Here is a 17,008-nt window from a genome sequence, read left to right on the forward strand (position 1 = left end):
GCGGGCTCCACGCGTGTTCTATTCTAGGTAGACCTACCTACCTAGTCTGGATGGCGATGGGCGAGACCGACATGAGAACGACGGCCCGTGGAAGGCGCCGCCCCGCGCGGGAGCGGCTGCTGGAGGCGGCGGCCCGGCGCTTCTACGCCGACGGTGTGGCGGCGACCGGCATCGACACGATCACCGCTGAGGCCGGCGTCGCGAAGATGAGCCTGTACAACAACTTCTCCTCCAAGGCCGAACTGGTCCGCGCCTATCTCGACGCCCGGCACGAGGAGTGGCTGGGTCTCTACCGGGCGCGGCTGGAGTCGGCGCGGGGGCCGCGGGACGGGGTCCTCGCGGTCTTCGACGCGTACGCGGACCACGCCGCGTTCGCGTACGAGCGGGGCTTCCGCGGCTGCGGTCTGCTGAACGCCGCCGCCGAGTTCCCCGCCGGTGACGAGGGCCGGACCGTGGTCCGCGCCCACAAGGAGGAGGTCGAGCGACTGCTCGCCGGGCACCTGGACGAACTGCTGCCCGGCCGCCCCGACGAGGCCCGCGCGACGGCCGAGCACCTGTCGTTCCTCCTGGAGGGCGCGATGGCCCGCGCCGGTCTGGAGGGGGACGACGCGCGCCTGCGGAACGCCCGCGCGCTCGCGGCCGGCCTGCTGGACCGGCTGTGAAGGGCGCTGGACGCGGCAGGTCCGCGGGGACCGGGGCGCTGTGCGTGCTGGCCGCCTCCGTGCTGTGGGGCACGACCGGAACGGCCGCCACCTTCGCTCCAGGAGTCGGCCCACTGGCCATCGGCGCCGTCGCCATGGGGCTCGGCGGGCTCCTCCAGGCCCTCGCCGCCGCGCGGCCGACCGTCCGCAACGCGCCGCGCCTGCGCGCCCGACGCGGGACGGTACTGCTCGGCGCCGTCTCGGTGGCCGTGTACCCCCTGGCCTTCTACAGCTCCATGCGACTGGCCGGTGTCGCCGTGGGCACCGTGGTGTCGATCGGCACCGCCCCGCTGGCCTCGGCGGTGATCGAGCGGGTCGTGGACCGCCGCCGGCTCACCCGCCGCTGGATGCTCGCCGCCTTCCTCGGCCTGCTCGGCACCGCCCTGCTGTGCGTCGCGGAAGCCGCTCACGCCTCCGACGGCGCGGGACGGCGGTCCGTGGCGGGCATGCTGCTCGGGGTCGGCCTGGGACTCGTCGCCGGGACCTACGCCCTCTACTCCTGGGCCGCGCACCGGCTGATCACCAGCGGGATCCCCTCGCGCGCGGCGATGGGCGCCGTGTTCGGCCTCGGCGGCCTGCTCCTGGTCCCCGTCCTGCTGGCGACCGGCGGCCCGCTCGTTCACTCGTGGCCCAACGCGGCCGTCGGCGTCTACATGGCGCTGGTGCCGATGTTCGCCGGCTACGTCCTGTTCGGCTGGGGGCTCGCGCACGTCCCGGCCAGCACGGCCACCACCCTGTCCCTGCTCGAACCGGCCGTCGCCGCCGTCCTCGCCGTCCTGGTCGTGGGCGAGCGCCTCCCCGTGGCCGGATGGACCGGCATCGTGCTCGTCATCATGTGCCTCGCCGTTCTCACCGCGCCGACAGGCGCCCGCGACGTGGCGCGGGACGAAGTGGCACAACCGACCGGCGCACCCGTGCCGGCGGCGCGGGCGCACCCGGCCGAGGGCTGATCGGCCGAGCACCCGGAGGTTCACCGAGGCCGGGCGCTCGGACGCACCCCGGCGCGCTCGCGCCCCCGGTACCGGCTACGGCGTCAAGGGCTGGGCACGGGCGATGAGCAGGGCGACGTCGTCGTGGCCGGTCGAGTGCCGCAGCCGCCGCAGGAGCCGGTCGCAGGTCTCCTCCACGGTGCGGCCCGGCTCCGCCAGCAGGCGCAGCAGGGCGTCGAGACGGACGTCGATCGCGTCGTCGCGGGTCTCGATCAGGCCGTCGGTGTAGAGAACCAGCTGGTCGCCGGGCCCCAGGGTGAGGGTCGTGGTGTCGAAGGGCGCGCCGCCGACGCCCAGCGGAAGACCGGTGGGCAGGTCCAGCAGCTCGGGCGGCCGGCCGGCCCGGATCAGGGCCGGGGGCAGGTGCCCGGCGGAAGCCAGGTGGAGCCGTCTACGACGGGGGTCGTAGACGGCGTAGAGGCAGGTCGCGATGTAGGGGTCGAGACCCAGGGTGATCCTGTCGAGGTGGGTGAGGACGCGGGCGGGGTCGAGGTCCAGGTCGGCGAGGGTGGAGGTGGCCGTCCGCAGGCGGCCCATGGTGGTGGCGGCGTCGATCCCGCTGCCCATGACGTCGCCGACGGTGAGGACGGTCCGGTCGCCGTCGAGGGGGATCACGTCGTACCAGTCGCCGCCCACCTGGCTGAAGGCCTGGGCGGGCCGGTATCGCGCGGCCACCTCCAGGCCGGGATGGCGGGCCGGGAGCCGCGGGAGCAGGCTGCGCTGGAGGGTCTCGGCCGCGCTGCGGATGTGCTCGTGCAAAACGGCGTTGTCGATGCTCAGCGCGGCGGTGGAGGCGAGCTCGCAGGCCAGGGCGAGATCGTCCTCGTCGAACGGCTGCGGATTGCGCGCGCGGGCCAGGCCCATGACGCCGATGATGTTGTCGCGGGCGATGAGCGGGATGGCCATGTCGGTGTGTACACCGGCCCGGGCGAGCAGACCGGCCTTCTCGGAGTCGGCGGCGATGCGGTCGTGGCCGCCGCTGCCCACATGGGTGATCAGCTGCGGCCTACGGGTGCGGACGCAGTGGGCCGCCGGATGGTCGGCGTGGTACGTGGTGAGGGAGCCGGGCGGGACGATCGCCTCGGCGGCGTCGGTGGGGTAGGCGGTCTTGACCGCGAGGGCGCGGAACTGGGCGGGGCCCTCGCCCAGCTTCGTGTGGCCCGTCTGCAGGACGGAGTCCAGGAGGTCGACCGCGACCATGTCGGCCAGGCCCGGCACCACGACGTCGGTCAGTTCCCGCGCCGTCCGCTCCACCTCCAGGGTCGTGCCGATGTGGGCCGAACCGTTCGCCATCAGCCGCAGCCGCTGCTGCGCCCGGTCGGCCCTCCGGCCGGCCTCGTAGCGGTCGGTGACGTCGATGACCACGTTGGCGATGCCCAGCACGTGCCCGTGCGTGTCCTCCAGGCGGTAGAGCGAGACCGCCCAGGCGTGGTCGTTGTCCGGGTCGGCGGCGGTGCGGCCCACCACCTGCCGGTCCACCATGGGAACGCCGGTCGCCAGGACCTCCCGCATCGCGGACTCGGCACTCCGGAACGGATCACCGGGCAGGACGTCCCGGTACCTCCGGCCGAGGTGTTCCGCCTCGGGCCAGCCGTGCATCTGTGCCATGGCCGGGTTGACGGCCAGGTACCTCAGTTCGTTGTCCAGGACGGACAGCCCGACCGGCGCCTGGGTGACCAGCCGGGTGGACAGGGCCACCTTGCGTTCCACCTGTCGCAGGGTGGCCCGGTCGGTGGCGAGCCCCAGGGCGTAGTGATCGCCCAGGTTGTCCGTCAGCCGCATGTTGCGGAACTCCACCATCCGGGTACGGCCGTCCTTGTGCCGGACGGGGAACGCCCCCGCCCAGCCCCGGCCGGACTCCATCACCTCGGCGAAGAGCGTGATCGCCGCGTCGCGGTGCTCGGGGTGCAGGAGCAGTGGCGCCGCGTACTGCCCGACCGCTTCCTCCCCGGTGTAGCCGAACAGCTCCTCGGCCTGCGGGCTCCACATGTCGATCCGGCCGTCGGCCTCCACCAGCACCGCCGCGACACCCAGCAGGTCCAGCAGCCCGCTCGGCTCCGCGACGGTGCTCTCCGCGCGGTCCGTCGCCCACTGCGGGCGCTGCTCGGCTCGGCTCATCGGCCCCGCTCCCTTCCCTCGCCGCAGGGGGTGTCCCTCTCAGCAGAGCACGTAAGGAGGCTGCCCGCCGCCTCCACCGCCGCGCCCGAGGCGCGGCGGTGCGCGCCGCCCAGCGGGGCCGGGCCGGGGGACGGCCCTCGCGCCACGGAGCGACCACGGCACATCCATCATGCTCACAGCCCGAACAGCTTCGCCGCGTTGCCGTGGCACACCGCCCGGAGCCACTCCTCGCCGAGACCGAGCCGCTCCAGGGCGTGCAACTGGTGCGCGTACGCGTAAGGGATGTTGGGGAAGTCGGAACCGAGCAGGACGCGGTCGCCGAGCCGGGCGAGCCGGGGCAGGGCCCGGCGCGGGAACGGCATGAGCTCCTCGGTGAAGTCGGTGAACGCCATCGTCGTGTCCAGCCGCACCTGCTCGTACCGCTCGGCGAGACCGAGGAACTCCTCGTACTCGGGCATGCCCAGATGGGCGACGATCAGCCGCAGCCGAGGATGCCGTGCCAGTACCCGTGCGATCGGCCCGGGGCCGGTGTGCCTGCCCGGTGCGGGCCCGGAACCGCAATGAATCACCACGGGAACCCCGGCCTCGGCCAGCACCCCCCAGGCCGGCTGGAGCAGCGGGTCGGCCGGGTCGTACCCCCCGACCTGCACATGCGCCTTGAACACGCGGGCGCCCGCCTCGACGGCCTGACGGACATAGATCTCTGTGCCCGGCTCGGGGAAGAGCGTGGCGGTGTGCAGGCAGTCGGGGGTGCGGCGGGCGAAGTCGGCCGCCCAGCCGTTCAGCCACCGGGCCATTCCGGGCTTGTGCGGATAGAGCATCGCCGTGAAGGCCCGGACACCGAACTCCCGCAGCAGGGAGGTCCGTTCCTCCTCCGCCCTCCGGTAGGCGATCGGCCACTCGAGCCCGGCGGTGAGTGGTCCCTGAGTGTCGAAGTAGTCCCAGACCTTGTGCAGGACACGCTCGGGCATGAAGTGCGTGTGGACGTCGATCAGCCCGGGAATCCCGAGCCGGCCCCAGAAACGGCGGACTTCCCCGGCCTCGTCCCCACCGGCAGTCACGTCACTGGTGGAGCCTCGTGAACCGGTCGCCGCGGCCGGCTTGTGGTGATCATTCATGCCGCCCACCATCGGCCATGCCCACGGCGCGGGTCCACCCCTGCCGCCACCTGAACCGTCAGGTCGTGCCGTCCCCGCCAGCGGACCGGAGAGGCACCCGAATCTCACATCGTGGTACTTGCTTTTCAGAAAGCAAGACTAGTGAGAGCGTTTACATCGCCCGTACAGTTCGCACGGTCTTTCGGCGAGGGGATGCGTGCGGGATCCGGGCCTTCGGCAACCGATCTCCACCTCGCGCGCGAAAGACCGAGCAATGCCCGCACCAGCCACCGGCTCCGCCCAGACACCCGTCAATCCGCGGTCCCGCGTCCTCATCGCCAGTCTCATCGGCACGACGATCGAGTTCTACGACTTCTACGTCTACGCGACCGCCGCCGTCCTGGTCTTCCCCTCCCTCTTCTTCCCTGGCGGCGACCCGACCACGGCGCTGCTGTCGTCCTTCGCGGTCTTCGGCGCCGCGATGGTCGCCCGCCCGATCGGCGCCATCTTCTTCGGACACCTCGGCGACCGCCTCGGCCGCAAGCGGACACTCGTCGTCTCGCTGCTGACGATGGGCCTCGCCACGCTGCTGATCGGCGTGCTCCCCACCTACGCCCAGGCCGGCTGGATCGCCACCGCGCTGCTCGTCCTCATGCGGCTCGCGCAGGGCTTCGCGCTCGGCGGCGAGTGGAGTGGTGCCGCGCTGGTCGCGACCGAGAACGCGCCCCGCGGCAAGCGCGCCCTGTACGGCACCTTCCCGCAACTGGGAGCCCCGCTCGGCTTCATCATCGGCAACGGCCTGTTCCTGATCATCGGAGCCCTGCTCCCGTCCGCGACCGGGAGCGATCCCACACAGCCCTCCGACGCCTTCCTGAGCTGGGGCTGGCGCATCCCGTTCCTGTTCTCCGCCGTGATGGTCGCCATCGGCCTGTGGGTGCGCTCGCGGCTCGTCGAGTCCGCGGTGTTCGCGAAGACCCGCGAGGCGGGAAAGGTGCGCAAACTCCCGCTGGCCGCCGTGGTCCGCGGCCACTGGAAGCAGCTGATCCTCGGCACCTTCTTCATGCTGGCCACGTACGTGCTGTTCTATCTGATGACAACGTTCTCCCTGAGCTACGGCCGCACCCCCGAGAGCGCCGCCGTGCCTGGCCTGGGCTACAGCTACACCACGTTCGTCCTGATGATGATCTTCGGCGTGCTGTTCTTCGCCGTGTTCACCCTGGTCTCCGGCCCGCTCGCCGACAAGTACGGCCGGCGGACCACCCTGATGTGGATCACCGCCGCGATCGTGGTCTTCGGGCTGGTCTGGGTCCCTCTGATCGGCCTCGGCACCCTCGGCGTCGTGCTCTGGCTCGTGCTCGGCTTCACGCTGATGGGCATGACGTTCGGCCCGATGGGCGCGCTCCTGCCCGAACTCTTCCCGACGAGCGTGCGCTACACCGGATCCGGCATCTCGTACAACGTCAGCTCGATCCTCGGGGCGGCCGTCGCCCCGTTCATCGCGGTGGCCCTGTGGCAGGCCGGCGACGGCTCACCCTGGCTGGTCGGCGTCTACCTCTCCGCCATGGCGGTGCTGACGCTGATCGCGCTCTTCCTCGGCGAGGAGACCAAGGACGTCTCCCTGGACGACGGCGAGACCGGATCGGCGGACGACGGCATCCCCGCCACGGCCGGCTCCTCCGTGGCCGCCCCGTAGCCGCTTCCCCTCGCTCACCCTTCGGTCCCCGGCCCCGCCTCCCAGCGGGCCGGGGACCGTCGTACGCCCGCCCACCGCGTTGGATTGAGGGTCCGCCGCGCGGGCAAGCGGACGTCACGACGGCGGAGCACGGGCAGGTCGCCACGTCCGTCGAGGAGACCAGGGAGAGTGGGCAGGGATGACGCGGGAAGCGATCGCGGCGTCGGGAGAATCGTCCGGGCCGGCCGACCGGGGCGACGCCCCGACACCGCCGCTGCGGCCGGGCGGGTACGACCCGGGCGACTACGCCGCCCTCGTCGTGCGCTGCGCCGAGGAGGCCGGTGTGCCGGCGCTGCTGCTGATGGGCGTGCTCCACAACGAGGCGTACAAGCCGCACCACCCGCTGCTTGAGCGGCTGTGGCACTGGTGGAAGCCCGAAGCCTCCTTCGGTGTCGCCAACATGCACCGGGCCACGTTCGAACAGGTCCGGCGGGCGCACGGCCTGACGGGCCGGTGGAAGGACCTGCGCGACGATCCCGCGTTCGCCGTGCGGGCGGCGGCGCTGCACCTGAAGGACCTCGACCGGCGGCTGCCGCGGCGGCATGTGCGCCGCTACCGCCGGGACGAACTCCTCGCCCTGGGTTACAACGCCGGTGAGCGCAACATGCTGGCCTTCGCCCGCGGGGTGCCCCCGGGCCCCATGGCCCGGTCCTACCTCCGCCGCCTGCGGGCCAACCGCCACCGGTCCGCCGAGGCCCTCGCCCAGTTCGCCGGCCGGGGTGCCGGGGCTTCCGGGGCCATGGCGGGGGCACCGACCAGTCAGAATCGGGCAAACGGGGTATAGGGAGCATGCCCGCCTGGGGTGCGGGTAACGGGATGTGAAAGTCACTCCGACAAGGAGGCGCATCCCATGACGCCGACTCAGGATGTCGTCGAGCTGATCCTCGAGGATCACCGGACGATGGAAGATCTGCTCCGCCTGATGCGCAGCACGGAGGCCGACCGCCAGGGCGCGCTCCACGATTTCGCGCACCTGATGATCGCGCACGGTGAGGCCGAGAGGGCCTCGGTCCACCCCGTCCTGCTGTCCTTCGAGGACGCCGACACCGTCGAGCACGTCGAGGCCGCGCACCAGGAAGCCGTCAAGGTTCTCTTCGCACTCCTCCAGGTACGCCGGATCGGCTCCGTCGAATGGGACTGGAGGCTGCAGCAGTTGGCCTCCGTCACCGCCCGCCACACGGATGCGGAGGAGCGCACCCTGGTCAACCGGGTGCGGCAGAGCCTCAGTCGGCAGTGCCGGGAGGAACTCGGCACCGGTTTCGCCAGGACGGAGGCCGAATTGCTGACGGCGCGATGCGGCAGTGTCGCCAACGTCCACCGCATGATCCACGACGCCGCACCCGCGTGATGCCCCGTCTGCTTCGTGAAGACCCGGCGACCGGACCGTCCCGGCCGCCGCGGAGAAGAGAACCACGACAGCGGGAACCACGACAGGAGGCCGTCATGAACTGGACTCTGGACACCTTCCTCACCCAGGTCAACGAACGCGCCGGCTACGACAGACCCCAGCAGGGGGCCAAGGCCGTGCGGAACGTCCTGGAGGTCCTCGGCGCCCACCTGGTGGGCGACGACCGTACGGACCTGGCCGCGCTCCTGCCCGGAGGCTGCGGAGCACTGCTGACCGCGAGCGAGCCGGCCAGCCAACCCCTGACGCCCGCGTCGTTCGTCGAGGCCGTGGCCGACCGCAGCCACGAGGACCTCGCCGAGGCCAGACGCGAGATCGACGCCGTACTGCCCACGCTCGCCGAGGTGGCGGACCACGCCCTGCTGCGCCGCCTCCTCACGCAGCTGCCCCCGGGCCACGCGGGCCTGTTCGGCCGCACGGACCCTGGATGACGTGCCTGGGCGGCCCGCTCGCCGGCCCAGTCATCGCGTGCTGCGTGCCGGGCCGCCCGGTCAGTCGCCGGCGGCCTGGACGATGTCCCGCGGATCCAGCCCGGTGAGCTGCGCGATGCGCGGCGCGGGGATACCGGCGGTGAGGGCGCGGTGGACCAGCGACTGCCAGTCCTGGGTGGTGTCCCGGAAAGTCAGCAGCTCGGACTCCAGGTCCGTCACGGACCGGGGCGCACAGGCGTGCTCGACCCGCAGTGTCTCCTCCTCGCTGAGGGGGACCGGCAGCCGCTCCGCCTCCTCGGGAATGAGCACCTCGGCTCCGGCGGGCAGGATCCTGACGTGCTCGGAGGAGGCGGGGATCCCGTGGGCGTGCAGCCAGCCCAGCACCGCGGGGCTGTCGGAACACTCCAACTCGCCGACCGCGGACAAGGCCGCACCCAGACGCGGATGACGCTCCGGGAGAACGAACAGCAGGGCCTCGTCGGCCATGGACGGCACCTCTCTCACACCAACTGGGCAGGGACCCCATCCCTATCCCCTCCCCACTCGGTCTGCCCGCATCGCCATCACTCACTCACTCGGGAGACTGGCGGACCGTTCGCGTGTGCGCATCGCAGGTCGCCACCTGGCCGCCGAGGCTCAGCCCAGGGTGGTCCGGTGCGGTGGCGGCCCATACAGGTCAAAATGCGAGGACGACCTCTTTCAGACGGCAGACCGCCCCGCCGCCGACGGCGGGCCGCTGCCTGCCGAGACGAGGACCCCTCCCTCGTCCTGTGCCGAAGTAGTTGAAGCGCGTTCTCCGCCGACGGCGACCGGAGCGTGCTCTTCCTCGAGGTCACAGCGCTTCGTCAAGGAAAGACGGTGCTGCCCGGAAGACATCCGACGCGTTGCGTCGGGTGCCGTGTCATTGCGAGGCTCCCCGGCATGGAACCCAGGAGCGAAGGCACGCGGAAGTTGTCTCCAGGCGGGATTCTGACGGCTGTATGTGCAGCTTCTCTGACCCTTCCCACCCTCCTCGCGGTGCCGAGCGCGGCCGCGCCCCGGAGGGCTGAGGTCGCCCCGTCCTGCGTAGCGATGTACCAGAGCTGGCGGTACACGCAAGCCGCCAACGACTGTGCCGACCCGGCGAGTGTGATGGTCGTCTACCAGGACGGTTCGGCAGGCCTGTGCTCCACGCTCGCGCCACTCACGGTCAGGACGGTCGGTGAGGGATACCTCGGCCAGCACGGTCGCGCCGACCACCTCGAGACGTGTGAGCCTTCGTGACGGTGTCCTGGTTTCAGGCAGGCCGGCCGGCCGACCCGATCAGCGGAACCACGTCCTGACGGGCGTCAGCAGGGGGAAGCGGGGAAGCGGGCGTTGATGCGTTCCTGGGCCTCATGCTCCGTCGCCACCGCGGGCGGCGAGCCCTCGAGCGGGCGCCGCGCCGTCTCCTTCATCAGGTACACGCACACCATGCCGACCAGTCGCCGTGCGCGCCGGGTGCGGTCGCCGGCCGGCTACAGATCGAGGACCACCTCACTGGTCGGGGCGCTGCAGCAGACGAGGACGGTGCCGGCCTCGGGGGGTTCCAGAGGCTGGGTGGTGTACGTGACGTCGCCGGCCATGAGGTGGGTGACGCAGGTGTGGCAGACGCCGGTGCGGCAGGACCAGCGGGTGGGGATGTCGCAGGCCTCGGCAAGCTCGAGGAGCGAGGCATGGACCGGTGACCACGGGGTGCTCATCGCGCTGCGCGCGAAGGTGACGAGCGGGCCCGTGCCGGCAGGTCCGGGCGGCTGGTGCGGCCGGACCGCGGGAGCGGCTGTCACGCCCGGATTGACGGCGGGCAGGGCGCCGAACCGCTCGGTGTGGATGCGCTCGGCTCGCAGGCCGTGATCGCGCAGGAAGCCGCTGAGGTCGTCCATGAAGGCGAGCGGTCCGCACAGGTAGGCGTCGGCGTCGGCGGGGATGCCCATGGCCCCCAGTGACTGTGCGGTGGGACGGCCGCGGGTGAATCCGGGTTCGCCGGGACGCGAGGCCGTGGCCGCGGTGTAGTGGACATGCTCGCGCGCGTCGGGGAGCCGCGCCAGCAGCGTGTGGGTCTCCTCCGCGAAGGCGTGGTGGGCGCGGTCGCGGGCGGTGTGGATCCACCAGACGGCACGTGGATCCGTCGCGTCGGCGAGTTGGTGCAGCATGGCCAGCAGAGGGGTCGCGCCGATGCCCGCGGAGGCGAGGACGATCGGCCGTGTGCTCGGTGCGAGCACGAATGACCCGCGCGGGCTCGCGACCTCCACGAGGTCCCCCGGGCGGAGCACGGCATGGATGTAGCCGCTGAGCCTCCCGTGCGGCTCGTGCTTGACGCTGATGCGGTAGGAGCGGGCCGTGGGCGCGGAGGAGAGCGAGTAACTGCGCACCACCGGTCCGGCATCGCCGATCGGGACCCGGACGGATAGATACTGGCCCGCGCGGGCCCGGGGCAGGGGAGTGCCGTCAGCGCTGTCGAGGTAGACCGAGGAGATGGCGGGGGTCTCGGGCACGATACGGGCCACGCGCAGGAGCTTGAAGCCGGGCCACCCCGGGTCCTCCGCGGGATGCTGCGCACCGGCGTGCTCGCCCGGTTGCCGCCCGGGTGGCGGGGCGTCGGCGAGTTCGCGGAAGGACTGCTGCCATCCGGGACTCAGCGCGGGGATGTTCAGTGCCCTGCGCAGCTTCGCGGGATCACGGTCGGGGAGGTAGAGCAGCGCGTCGGTGTCGGCGACGCTGAGTTCCTCCGGGCCCCTGCGGACGAGCAGGATGTCGTCACCGGCCTGGACGTGCCCCTCGGTGATCACTCGCAGGTAGAAGCCGGGACGGTGGTGGGCGACCAGGAGGGCGGCCATGGCGGGTTCACCCAGGCGCATGCCGACTCGATAGCAGGTGACACGAGGCTGGGTGACTTCGAACTCGGCTTCGCCGATGCGATACCGGTCGCCGATGCACACTTCACGGTCGGGCAGACCGTCGACGGTGAAGTTCTCCCCGAACATGCCGAAGACCAGGTCGTCACGGCCGAGCTCGTCCCGCCAGTACCGGTAGGACTCCAGCTGGTAGACGAGTACGGCGCGCATCTCGCCACCGTGACCCGCCAGGTCCCCTTGGCCGTCACCCTCGATGTTCAGCCGCCGAACCATTCGCGGCCCCTGAACGGCGGATTTCCAGGCCCCGGTGTGAACGGTTCTGCCCTGCCAGGAGACGTCTTCGGGCTTGCCGATGTTGACGGACAGCAGCGTCGCCATGGCGGACCTCCTGCGGAGCGGCAGGCCGGGGGCAGTCGCTGACGGCGCTGGGTGCGCGCCGCGACCGATCCTAGTTCCGGCTCGTGCATCCCGCCATCGACGCGTGCGCGGCGCGAGACGTGCGCCCGGCATGAACTGTGCCGACGTGCCGAGCCACCGCTGACACCACGGCCGCGTGAGGCGCTCGTGGCGGGTCAGGCGCAGCCGTGCCGCCAGTTCCAGCCGACGAAGGTGTGCCGCAGCACCACGTCGAATCGGCAGGTGACGGTGCCGTCGGCATGGAGGTCCACGTACGAGTGGTGGCTGTTGGCGTACCAGTTCCCGGTCGCGTCGAAGATGCCCCGGTAGGTGAAGTCCGCGTGCGCCTCGGAGCGGGAGTCCGCGCAGCCGGCGGTGCAGTCGGTGCCGTGCGCCGCCGATGCCGCGGACCAACCGGCGTTCCAGGGCTCCCGGTTGTGCTGCTCGGTGGCATCGGTGGCGGCGCCGACGACCCGGCTGCCGCCGGTGGTCCAGTCGGACGTCGTGTACAGACCGGTCATCCGGATGTTGCAGCAGTCGTACATCTCGTTCCAGCTCGACACGTGGTGGGAGCCGTCCGTCGTGATGGCCGCGGTGGGCCGTCGTCCCTCCGGGATGCCCTTCCTGGCCCGGTCCACCGGCATCAGCCGCACCGCGCCGAGCCGCGGGGCGCAGTCCGCTCCGACCGAGACGTCCTGCTGGACCGCCATGCCCGCGGGAGGCTCCGGCAGTGAACTCGTCAGCCGCAGCGGTCCGCACGGACGGGCCGCGGGCCCCGCGTCCTTCTCGACGGCCACGGCGGTGGGGCCGCTCGCGACGAGCCCAGCGGCGGCGAGCATCACGAAGAGGGGGTACCGAGTGCGCAAATCCCGTTCCTTCCGGTGGAGTCGCCCTTCTGGGCGCTCTCGGGCGGTCTCGGACGGGAAACCTAACGTCAGGGCCCGCAGCTCTGCGGCCGTCACAGGAAACTTGGCAGAAAGGTGTGGACGCGCCGGACGGCCATCCCGGTGATTCCGGCCTCCGCCCTGTGAGTAACGCGCCGCCGCAATGGCCGAATTGGACCCCGCCCTGATCGGCCACGCCCGGTCGACGCCGGTCCGTCGACGGTACCCCGTCCGCGGCCCGTCAGCGGATTCGGAGGCCTTTCGGAGGCCCCGATACCCAGGACGCGATCGCGCAGGACGGGGAGTTCGGAGCGGACCCCGGCGACCCGGGCCATGTCGAAGTCCACCGTCAGTGTCTCCTCCTCGGTGCCTGCCGCACCGAGGACGGTTCCCCACGGGTCGACGACCACGCTGTGTCCGCCGCATCCCAGCCGTCGTACGACCAGGCGCCGGCCGCCCACAGCTCCGGCAGCACCACCAGATCGTCACCCTTGCGGCCGCCGGCCAGGGAAGCTGCTCTGTGGCGGCGCTCGTCGGCGGAGTCCGACGAGTCCACGGACAGCTGTATCAGCGAAGCGCGCACGGCTGTCACCTCCGGGACCGTTCCCGCGTGGTCCGAGTGAACCCGTCTAGTCGGTGTTCACCGTTCGGTCCGCTTCGTCCTGGGCGAGCAGCGACAGCAGCGAGGCCACGGTCAGCCCGATCCCGGCCTCCGCCGGGTGGCGCAGGACCCTGGTCGGGTCGATCCGGTAGGTGTTGCTGCGTCCCTGCCGGGTGTGGGAGAGGTATCCGTCCTGCTCCAGGTCGGTGATGATCTTCTGCACCGCGCGCTCGGTGAGCCGGCAGTGGGCGGCGATGTCGCGGATGCGGGCGTTGTGGTTGTCCGCGATGGCGGCCAGTACGCGGGCATGGTTCGTCAGGAACGTCCATCCGCTGTGTGGCTCGGGCACTCCATCCATGTTTCGAGTTTACGGTGCGATGCTTCACGCATCCAAAAACACGTACTTTTTTTCAGGCATCGATTGGCGTACTTTGGATCTCGAGCAACGCGTCGAACGGATGACGGAGGGAGCCATGTACGAGCCGGCCCATCACGGAAAGCCCCTCATGACGCGGGGCTGCACCTCGGCGGGCGCGGACGACGCCCGTGGTCCGGTGCCGCCCGGCCTGGTGGTCGCCACCTACGCGTCGAGCGGATGCCGCACCCGGGTGACGGTCCGCGGGGAACTCGACCTCAACGCCGGCCGGTATCTGCACCGTCAGTTGCACACCGCGCTCGCCGACTCGGCCTGCGGCCTCGACCTGGACCTGAGCAGGCTCGGCTTCTGCGACTGTGCAGGCCTCAGCGTCCTGTTGGAGCTGCGGCAGCATGCCCTCCGCCAGGGCAAGACGATCACGATCCGTGCCGTCGGCCCAGCCGTCGACCGGCTGCTCGACCTCGTCGGGGCCCGGGAGCTGTTCACCGCCCCGCACTCCTGCCACCCGAGGCAGTCTCGGCCGGCCGCGGAAGAGCGCCACCCGGCCGTCGGTCACTGCTCGCCGGGCTCACCCACCACCGTGAGCAGCTGTTCCCGGCCGGCCAGGGCGTCCAGGGAGAGCGTCCGGTAGCCGACCTCGTCGAAGAGCACGGTGATGCGGTCCCCGTCCTCGCTCAGCACGGTGCCGCGGCCCCACTGGGCGTGCCGCACCGGGGCGCCGGCCGGATACGCGCCGGCGTGCGACGGCCGCTCGGCACGCGCTCCGCCATCGCCACCGGACTCCTGCTCGTCGCACACGTCGCAGTTGCCGCACGCCGACTCGTACTGCTCGCCGAAGTAGCCGAGGAGGAAGCGCCGCCGGCAGCCGGTCGCCTCGGCGTACGCCCGGGCCATGTCCACCCTCGACCGGTCCATCCGCTTGTGGGCCTCCGCGCTGTCCGCGGCCCGGCGCACCGCGCTCGAAGGCTTCATGCCGGACGCCGGCCGGATGGCGCCCGAGCCGTCCGTGACCACGGCACCCGCCTCCTCCAGCAGGTTCACGGCCGTGGTGACCCGGGTGCGGGACATGCCGACGTCACGGCGCAGTTCATCGAGGCCCCGGGGGTCACCGGAGCTGTCGTGGACCGCCCGCGCGACCGCGCCCACGGATTCCGGCCTGACCGTGCGGCTGCTGAAGTACGCCTGCATCCCCGTGTCCTCGGCCCGGTAGTGCAGTACGGCGAGGGCGGGCCGTCCGTCGCGGCCGCAGCGCCCGATCTCCTGGTAGTAGGCGTCCAGGGAGCCGGGGAGGGAGGCGTGCAGCACGAACCGGACGTTCTCCTTGTCGATGCCCATGCCGAAGGCCGAGGTGGCCACCACGACATCCGAGTCGCCCGCCAGGAACGCCTCGTGCACGCTCCGGCGTTCGGCGGCGCGCAGGCCCGCGTGGTACGCCTCGGCGGCGAACCCGAGCGAGGCCAGCTCCGCGGCGTACGACTCGCTGTCCTTCCGTGTCGCCGCGTAGACGATGCCCGGCTTCGGAGCGGCGGCCGCCTCCTCGACGACCACGCGCCGGCGCTCGGCGTCGTCCAGATGGCGGCGTGCCTCGAGTCTGATGTTGGGGCGGTCGAAACCGGTGACGAGCTGCCGCGGCCGGTCCATGTCCAGCCGTTCGACGATGTCCTGCCGTACCGGAGGGGCGGCGGTCGCGGTGAGCGCGAGCACGGGCGGCCGGCCCAGACGCCGTGCCGCCTGGCCGAGACGCAGGTAGTCGGGCCGGAAGTCATGCCCCCAGGACGACACGCACTGGGCCTCGTCCACCACGAAGAGGCTGGGGCGCACCTCGGCCAGCCGCCGCACGACCTGGTCGTTGGCCAGTTGCTCCGGGGACAGGTAGACGTACCGCACGGCGCCGTCCCGGATCGCTTCCCAGGCGGCGTCGGCCTCGCCCGCGCTGAGGTCGGAGTTCACGGCTACGGCGCCCGGACCGCTCTCGCCACCGGGCAGCCCGGCTATCTGGTCCCGCTGCAGCGCGAGCAGGGGCGACACGACCACCACCGGCCGGGGCAGCAGCAGAGCGGGAACCTGGTACACGGCGGACTTGCCGGATCCGGTCGGCATGACGACGAGGGCGTCCCGCCCCTCCAGCACCCACCGCATGGCGGTGAGCTGCTCCGGACGCAGCTCGTCCCAGCCGAACACCTCGGCCGCCGTCTCCCGCAGCCGCAGGGTCGGCCGTCTGCCCCTGCGTCGTCCTTCATCGCTCATGGCGCGGAGCCCATCCCATCCGGCGATCCTCGGTGCGCCGCTCGACGCGGCGCTGCTCCGGGTCACCTGGTGCGGTCCCCGCAAACGCGGGGCCGGCGACTGGGCGAGGTCATGACATTGGTGTCCGGCCGCACCAGCTGCCCGCTGCCCGGCCGTCCGGCGCGCCGGTATGACCGGTGACCCGGCCGCGCGCGGCCCTACGGCTGACCGGGTGGGCGGTCGGTGGACCGGTAGGCGTCCCAGTCGGCGCGGCCACCGGCGCCCAGGACGCCGAGATCGGCCGCCAGCTCGGAGGGGGAGTGGCGTCGCAGCTCGCGTCGGGTGATCCGGGCGACGACTGCCGGGAAGAGCGGCCGCAGCGGCTGGCACCAGCGCAGCCACGGCGGGGCGTAGACGGAGTGGGCGCGACGGGCGATGCCGGAGGCGAGCCGGTCGGCGACCTGGTCGGGAGTGTGGACGCGGCGCGCGAAGCGGGGCTGGTTGCGGCGCAGGGCACTCAGGACGGGGTGCTCGTCGATACCGGCGACCATGTCGGTGCCGGTCCAGTGCAGGTAGGCGACACCCACGCCGATGTGATCGGGTCCGACCTCGCCGCGCAGCGCCAGGGCGAACGATTCCGCACCGGCCTTGGAGGCGCAGTAGGCGCTCATCATGGGAGCGGAGCCGAAGGCGGCCGTGGAGGCGATCTGGAGGAAGTAGCCCCGGGTGCGCGCCAATTGAACGAGGAAGGCTCTGGCGGTGTTGGCGGCGCCGACGAGATTGACGTCGACGACCCGCTGCCACAGCTCCGCCGGAGTGTCGGCGAACGGGCCACCGGCCGCGATACCGGCGTTGGCCACGACCACGCTCGCCGGGCCCAGCTCCCGCTCCACCCGGCCGGCGGCGCTCTCGAGCGCGGCACGGTCGGTGACATCGGCCTCGACGCAGATCGTCCGGTTCGGCAAGGAGCCGGCCGCCCGGTGAAGAGTCTCCGCCTCGCGCCCGAGCAGGGCCACGCTCATCCCGGCGTCGGAAAGGCGCCGCGCCAGGGCCTCACCCACTCCCCGCGCGGCCCCGGTCACGACCGCGACCCGCCCGCGCAGCGGTGCGTCGGTGCCAGGGCGGCGCCCGGCCGCGACGAAGATCTCACGCACTGCCGGCCCTCGTTCCCATAGGCGG

17 protein-coding genes and 1 pseudogene are annotated in these 17,008 nt (G+C 72.0%); 8 read left to right on the top strand and 10 right to left on the bottom strand.

From position 1 onward, the window contains the following. Window positions 1-56: 56 nt before the first annotated feature. Together AB0924_RS15880 and AB0924_RS15885 are read left to right on the top strand one after the other, a co-directional pair. Complete coding sequence (locus AB0924_RS15880) at window positions 57-662, top strand: TetR/AcrR family transcriptional regulator (protein WP_358939246.1); 606 nt, start codon at window positions 57-59, stop codon at window positions 660-662. Then, window positions 659-1,651 carry a DMT family transporter gene (locus AB0924_RS15885; RefSeq protein WP_366911674.1) on the top strand — a complete coding sequence of 331 codons (993 nt, stop codon included), beginning with the start codon at window positions 659-661 and terminating at the stop codon, window positions 1,649-1,651. The genes AB0924_RS15880 and AB0924_RS15885 overlap by 4 nt, the downstream gene beginning before the upstream one ends. Window positions 1,652-1,726: 75 nt before the next feature. Here AB0924_RS15885 and AB0924_RS15890 read toward each other — a convergent pair whose 3' ends face one another. Beyond that, window positions 1,727-3,808 carry a SpoIIE family protein phosphatase gene (locus AB0924_RS15890; RefSeq protein WP_358939250.1) on the bottom strand — a complete coding sequence of 694 codons (2,082 nt, stop codon included), beginning with the start codon at window positions 3,806-3,808 and terminating at the stop codon, window positions 1,727-1,729. Window positions 3,809-3,981: 173 nt separating this feature from the next. Beyond that, window positions 3,982-4,926, bottom strand: coding sequence for an amidohydrolase family protein (locus AB0924_RS15895; RefSeq protein WP_366911675.1), 945 nt, complete (start codon window positions 4,924-4,926; stop codon window positions 3,982-3,984). Window positions 4,927-5,179: 253 nt separating this feature from the next. On the opposite strand from AB0924_RS15895, the gene AB0924_RS15900 reads away from it, so the two are divergent. From AB0924_RS15900 to AB0924_RS15915, 4 genes are all read left to right on the top strand, one after another. After that, window positions 5,180-6,598 (top strand): MFS transporter, encoded by a 1,419-nt coding sequence (locus AB0924_RS15900; protein WP_358939255.1) that lies wholly within the window; start codon window positions 5,180-5,182, stop codon window positions 6,596-6,598. A 178-nt stretch (window positions 6,599-6,776) separates the two neighbouring features. After that, entirely contained in the window at window positions 6,777-7,421 is a 645-nt protein-coding gene (locus AB0924_RS15905) for a lytic transglycosylase domain-containing protein (protein WP_366911676.1), read from the top strand. Between the two features lie 66 nt (window positions 7,422-7,487). Further along, window positions 7,488-7,985 (top strand): hemerythrin domain-containing protein, encoded by a 498-nt coding sequence (locus AB0924_RS15910; protein ID WP_358939259.1) that lies wholly within the window; start codon window positions 7,488-7,490, stop codon window positions 7,983-7,985. Window positions 7,986-8,080: 95 nt separating this feature from the next. Beyond that, window positions 8,081-8,473: a DUF2267 domain-containing protein gene (locus AB0924_RS15915; protein ID WP_358939261.1), complete on the top strand. Its 393-nt coding sequence runs from the start codon at window positions 8,081-8,083 to the stop codon at window positions 8,471-8,473. Window positions 8,474-8,533: 60 nt separating this feature from the next. On the opposite strand, the gene AB0924_RS15920 is transcribed toward AB0924_RS15915, so the two are convergent. Continuing rightward, window positions 8,534-8,959, bottom strand: a complete 426-nt coding sequence (locus AB0924_RS15920; RefSeq protein ID WP_358939263.1) for a DUF6003 family protein — start codon at window positions 8,957-8,959, stop codon at window positions 8,534-8,536. Between the two features lie 435 nt (window positions 8,960-9,394). On the opposite strand from AB0924_RS15920, the gene AB0924_RS15925 reads away from it, so the two are divergent. Next, on the top strand, window positions 9,395-9,736 hold the full coding sequence (locus tag AB0924_RS15925) for an alpha-amylase (RefSeq protein ID WP_358939265.1): 342 nt from the start codon (window positions 9,395-9,397) through the stop codon (window positions 9,734-9,736). Between the two features lie 233 nt (window positions 9,737-9,969). On the opposite strand, the gene AB0924_RS15930 is transcribed toward AB0924_RS15925, so the two are convergent. The 5 genes and pseudogenes from AB0924_RS15930 to AB0924_RS15950 form a co-directional block, all read right to left on the bottom strand. Further along, window positions 9,970-11,724 carry an MOSC and FAD-binding oxidoreductase domain-containing protein gene (locus AB0924_RS15930; protein ID WP_366911677.1) on the bottom strand — a complete coding sequence of 585 codons (1,755 nt, stop codon included), beginning with the start codon at window positions 11,722-11,724 and terminating at the stop codon, window positions 9,970-9,972. Between the two features lie 194 nt (window positions 11,725-11,918). After that, entirely contained in the window at window positions 11,919-12,608 is a 690-nt protein-coding gene (locus tag AB0924_RS15935; RefSeq protein ID WP_366911678.1) for a hypothetical protein, read from the bottom strand. 290 nt (window positions 12,609-12,898) lie between these two features. Next, window positions 12,899-13,045, bottom strand: a pseudogene (locus AB0924_RS15940) (nitrilase-related carbon-nitrogen hydrolase); the annotation flags it as partial. Next, on the bottom strand, window positions 12,976-13,209 hold the full coding sequence (locus tag AB0924_RS15945) for a hypothetical protein (RefSeq protein WP_358939309.1): 234 nt from the start codon (window positions 13,207-13,209) through the stop codon (window positions 12,976-12,978). The pseudogene AB0924_RS15940 and the gene AB0924_RS15945, both read right to left, overlap by 70 nt. 46 nt (window positions 13,210-13,255) lie before the next feature. Beyond that, complete coding sequence (locus AB0924_RS15950) at window positions 13,256-13,585, bottom strand: helix-turn-helix domain-containing protein (RefSeq protein ID WP_358939273.1); 330 nt, start codon at window positions 13,583-13,585, stop codon at window positions 13,256-13,258. 148 nt (window positions 13,586-13,733) lie between these two features. On the opposite strand from AB0924_RS15950, the gene AB0924_RS15955 reads away from it, so the two are divergent. Beyond that, a complete protein-coding gene (locus tag AB0924_RS15955) occupies window positions 13,734-14,234 on the top strand; it encodes an STAS domain-containing protein (RefSeq protein WP_366911679.1) in 501 nt (166 codons plus the stop codon). Here AB0924_RS15955 and AB0924_RS15960 read toward each other — a convergent pair. Both AB0924_RS15960 and AB0924_RS15965 read right to left on the bottom strand, forming a co-directional pair. Further along, window positions 14,156-15,850: a RecQ family ATP-dependent DNA helicase gene (locus tag AB0924_RS15960; RefSeq protein WP_366911680.1), complete on the bottom strand. Its 1,695-nt coding sequence runs from the start codon at window positions 15,848-15,850 to the stop codon at window positions 14,156-14,158. The genes AB0924_RS15955 and AB0924_RS15960 overlap by 79 nt on opposite strands. A 197-nt stretch (window positions 15,851-16,047) precedes the next feature. Next, complete coding sequence (locus AB0924_RS15965; protein ID WP_366911712.1) at window positions 16,048-16,974, bottom strand: SDR family oxidoreductase; 927 nt, start codon at window positions 16,972-16,974, stop codon at window positions 16,048-16,050. Window positions 16,975-17,008: the final 34 nt, after the last annotated feature.

The sequence above is a fragment of the Streptomyces sp. NPDC047869 genome, from assembly GCF_040704065.1.
Lineage (GTDB): Bacteria > Actinomycetota > Actinomycetes > Streptomycetales > Streptomycetaceae > Streptomyces.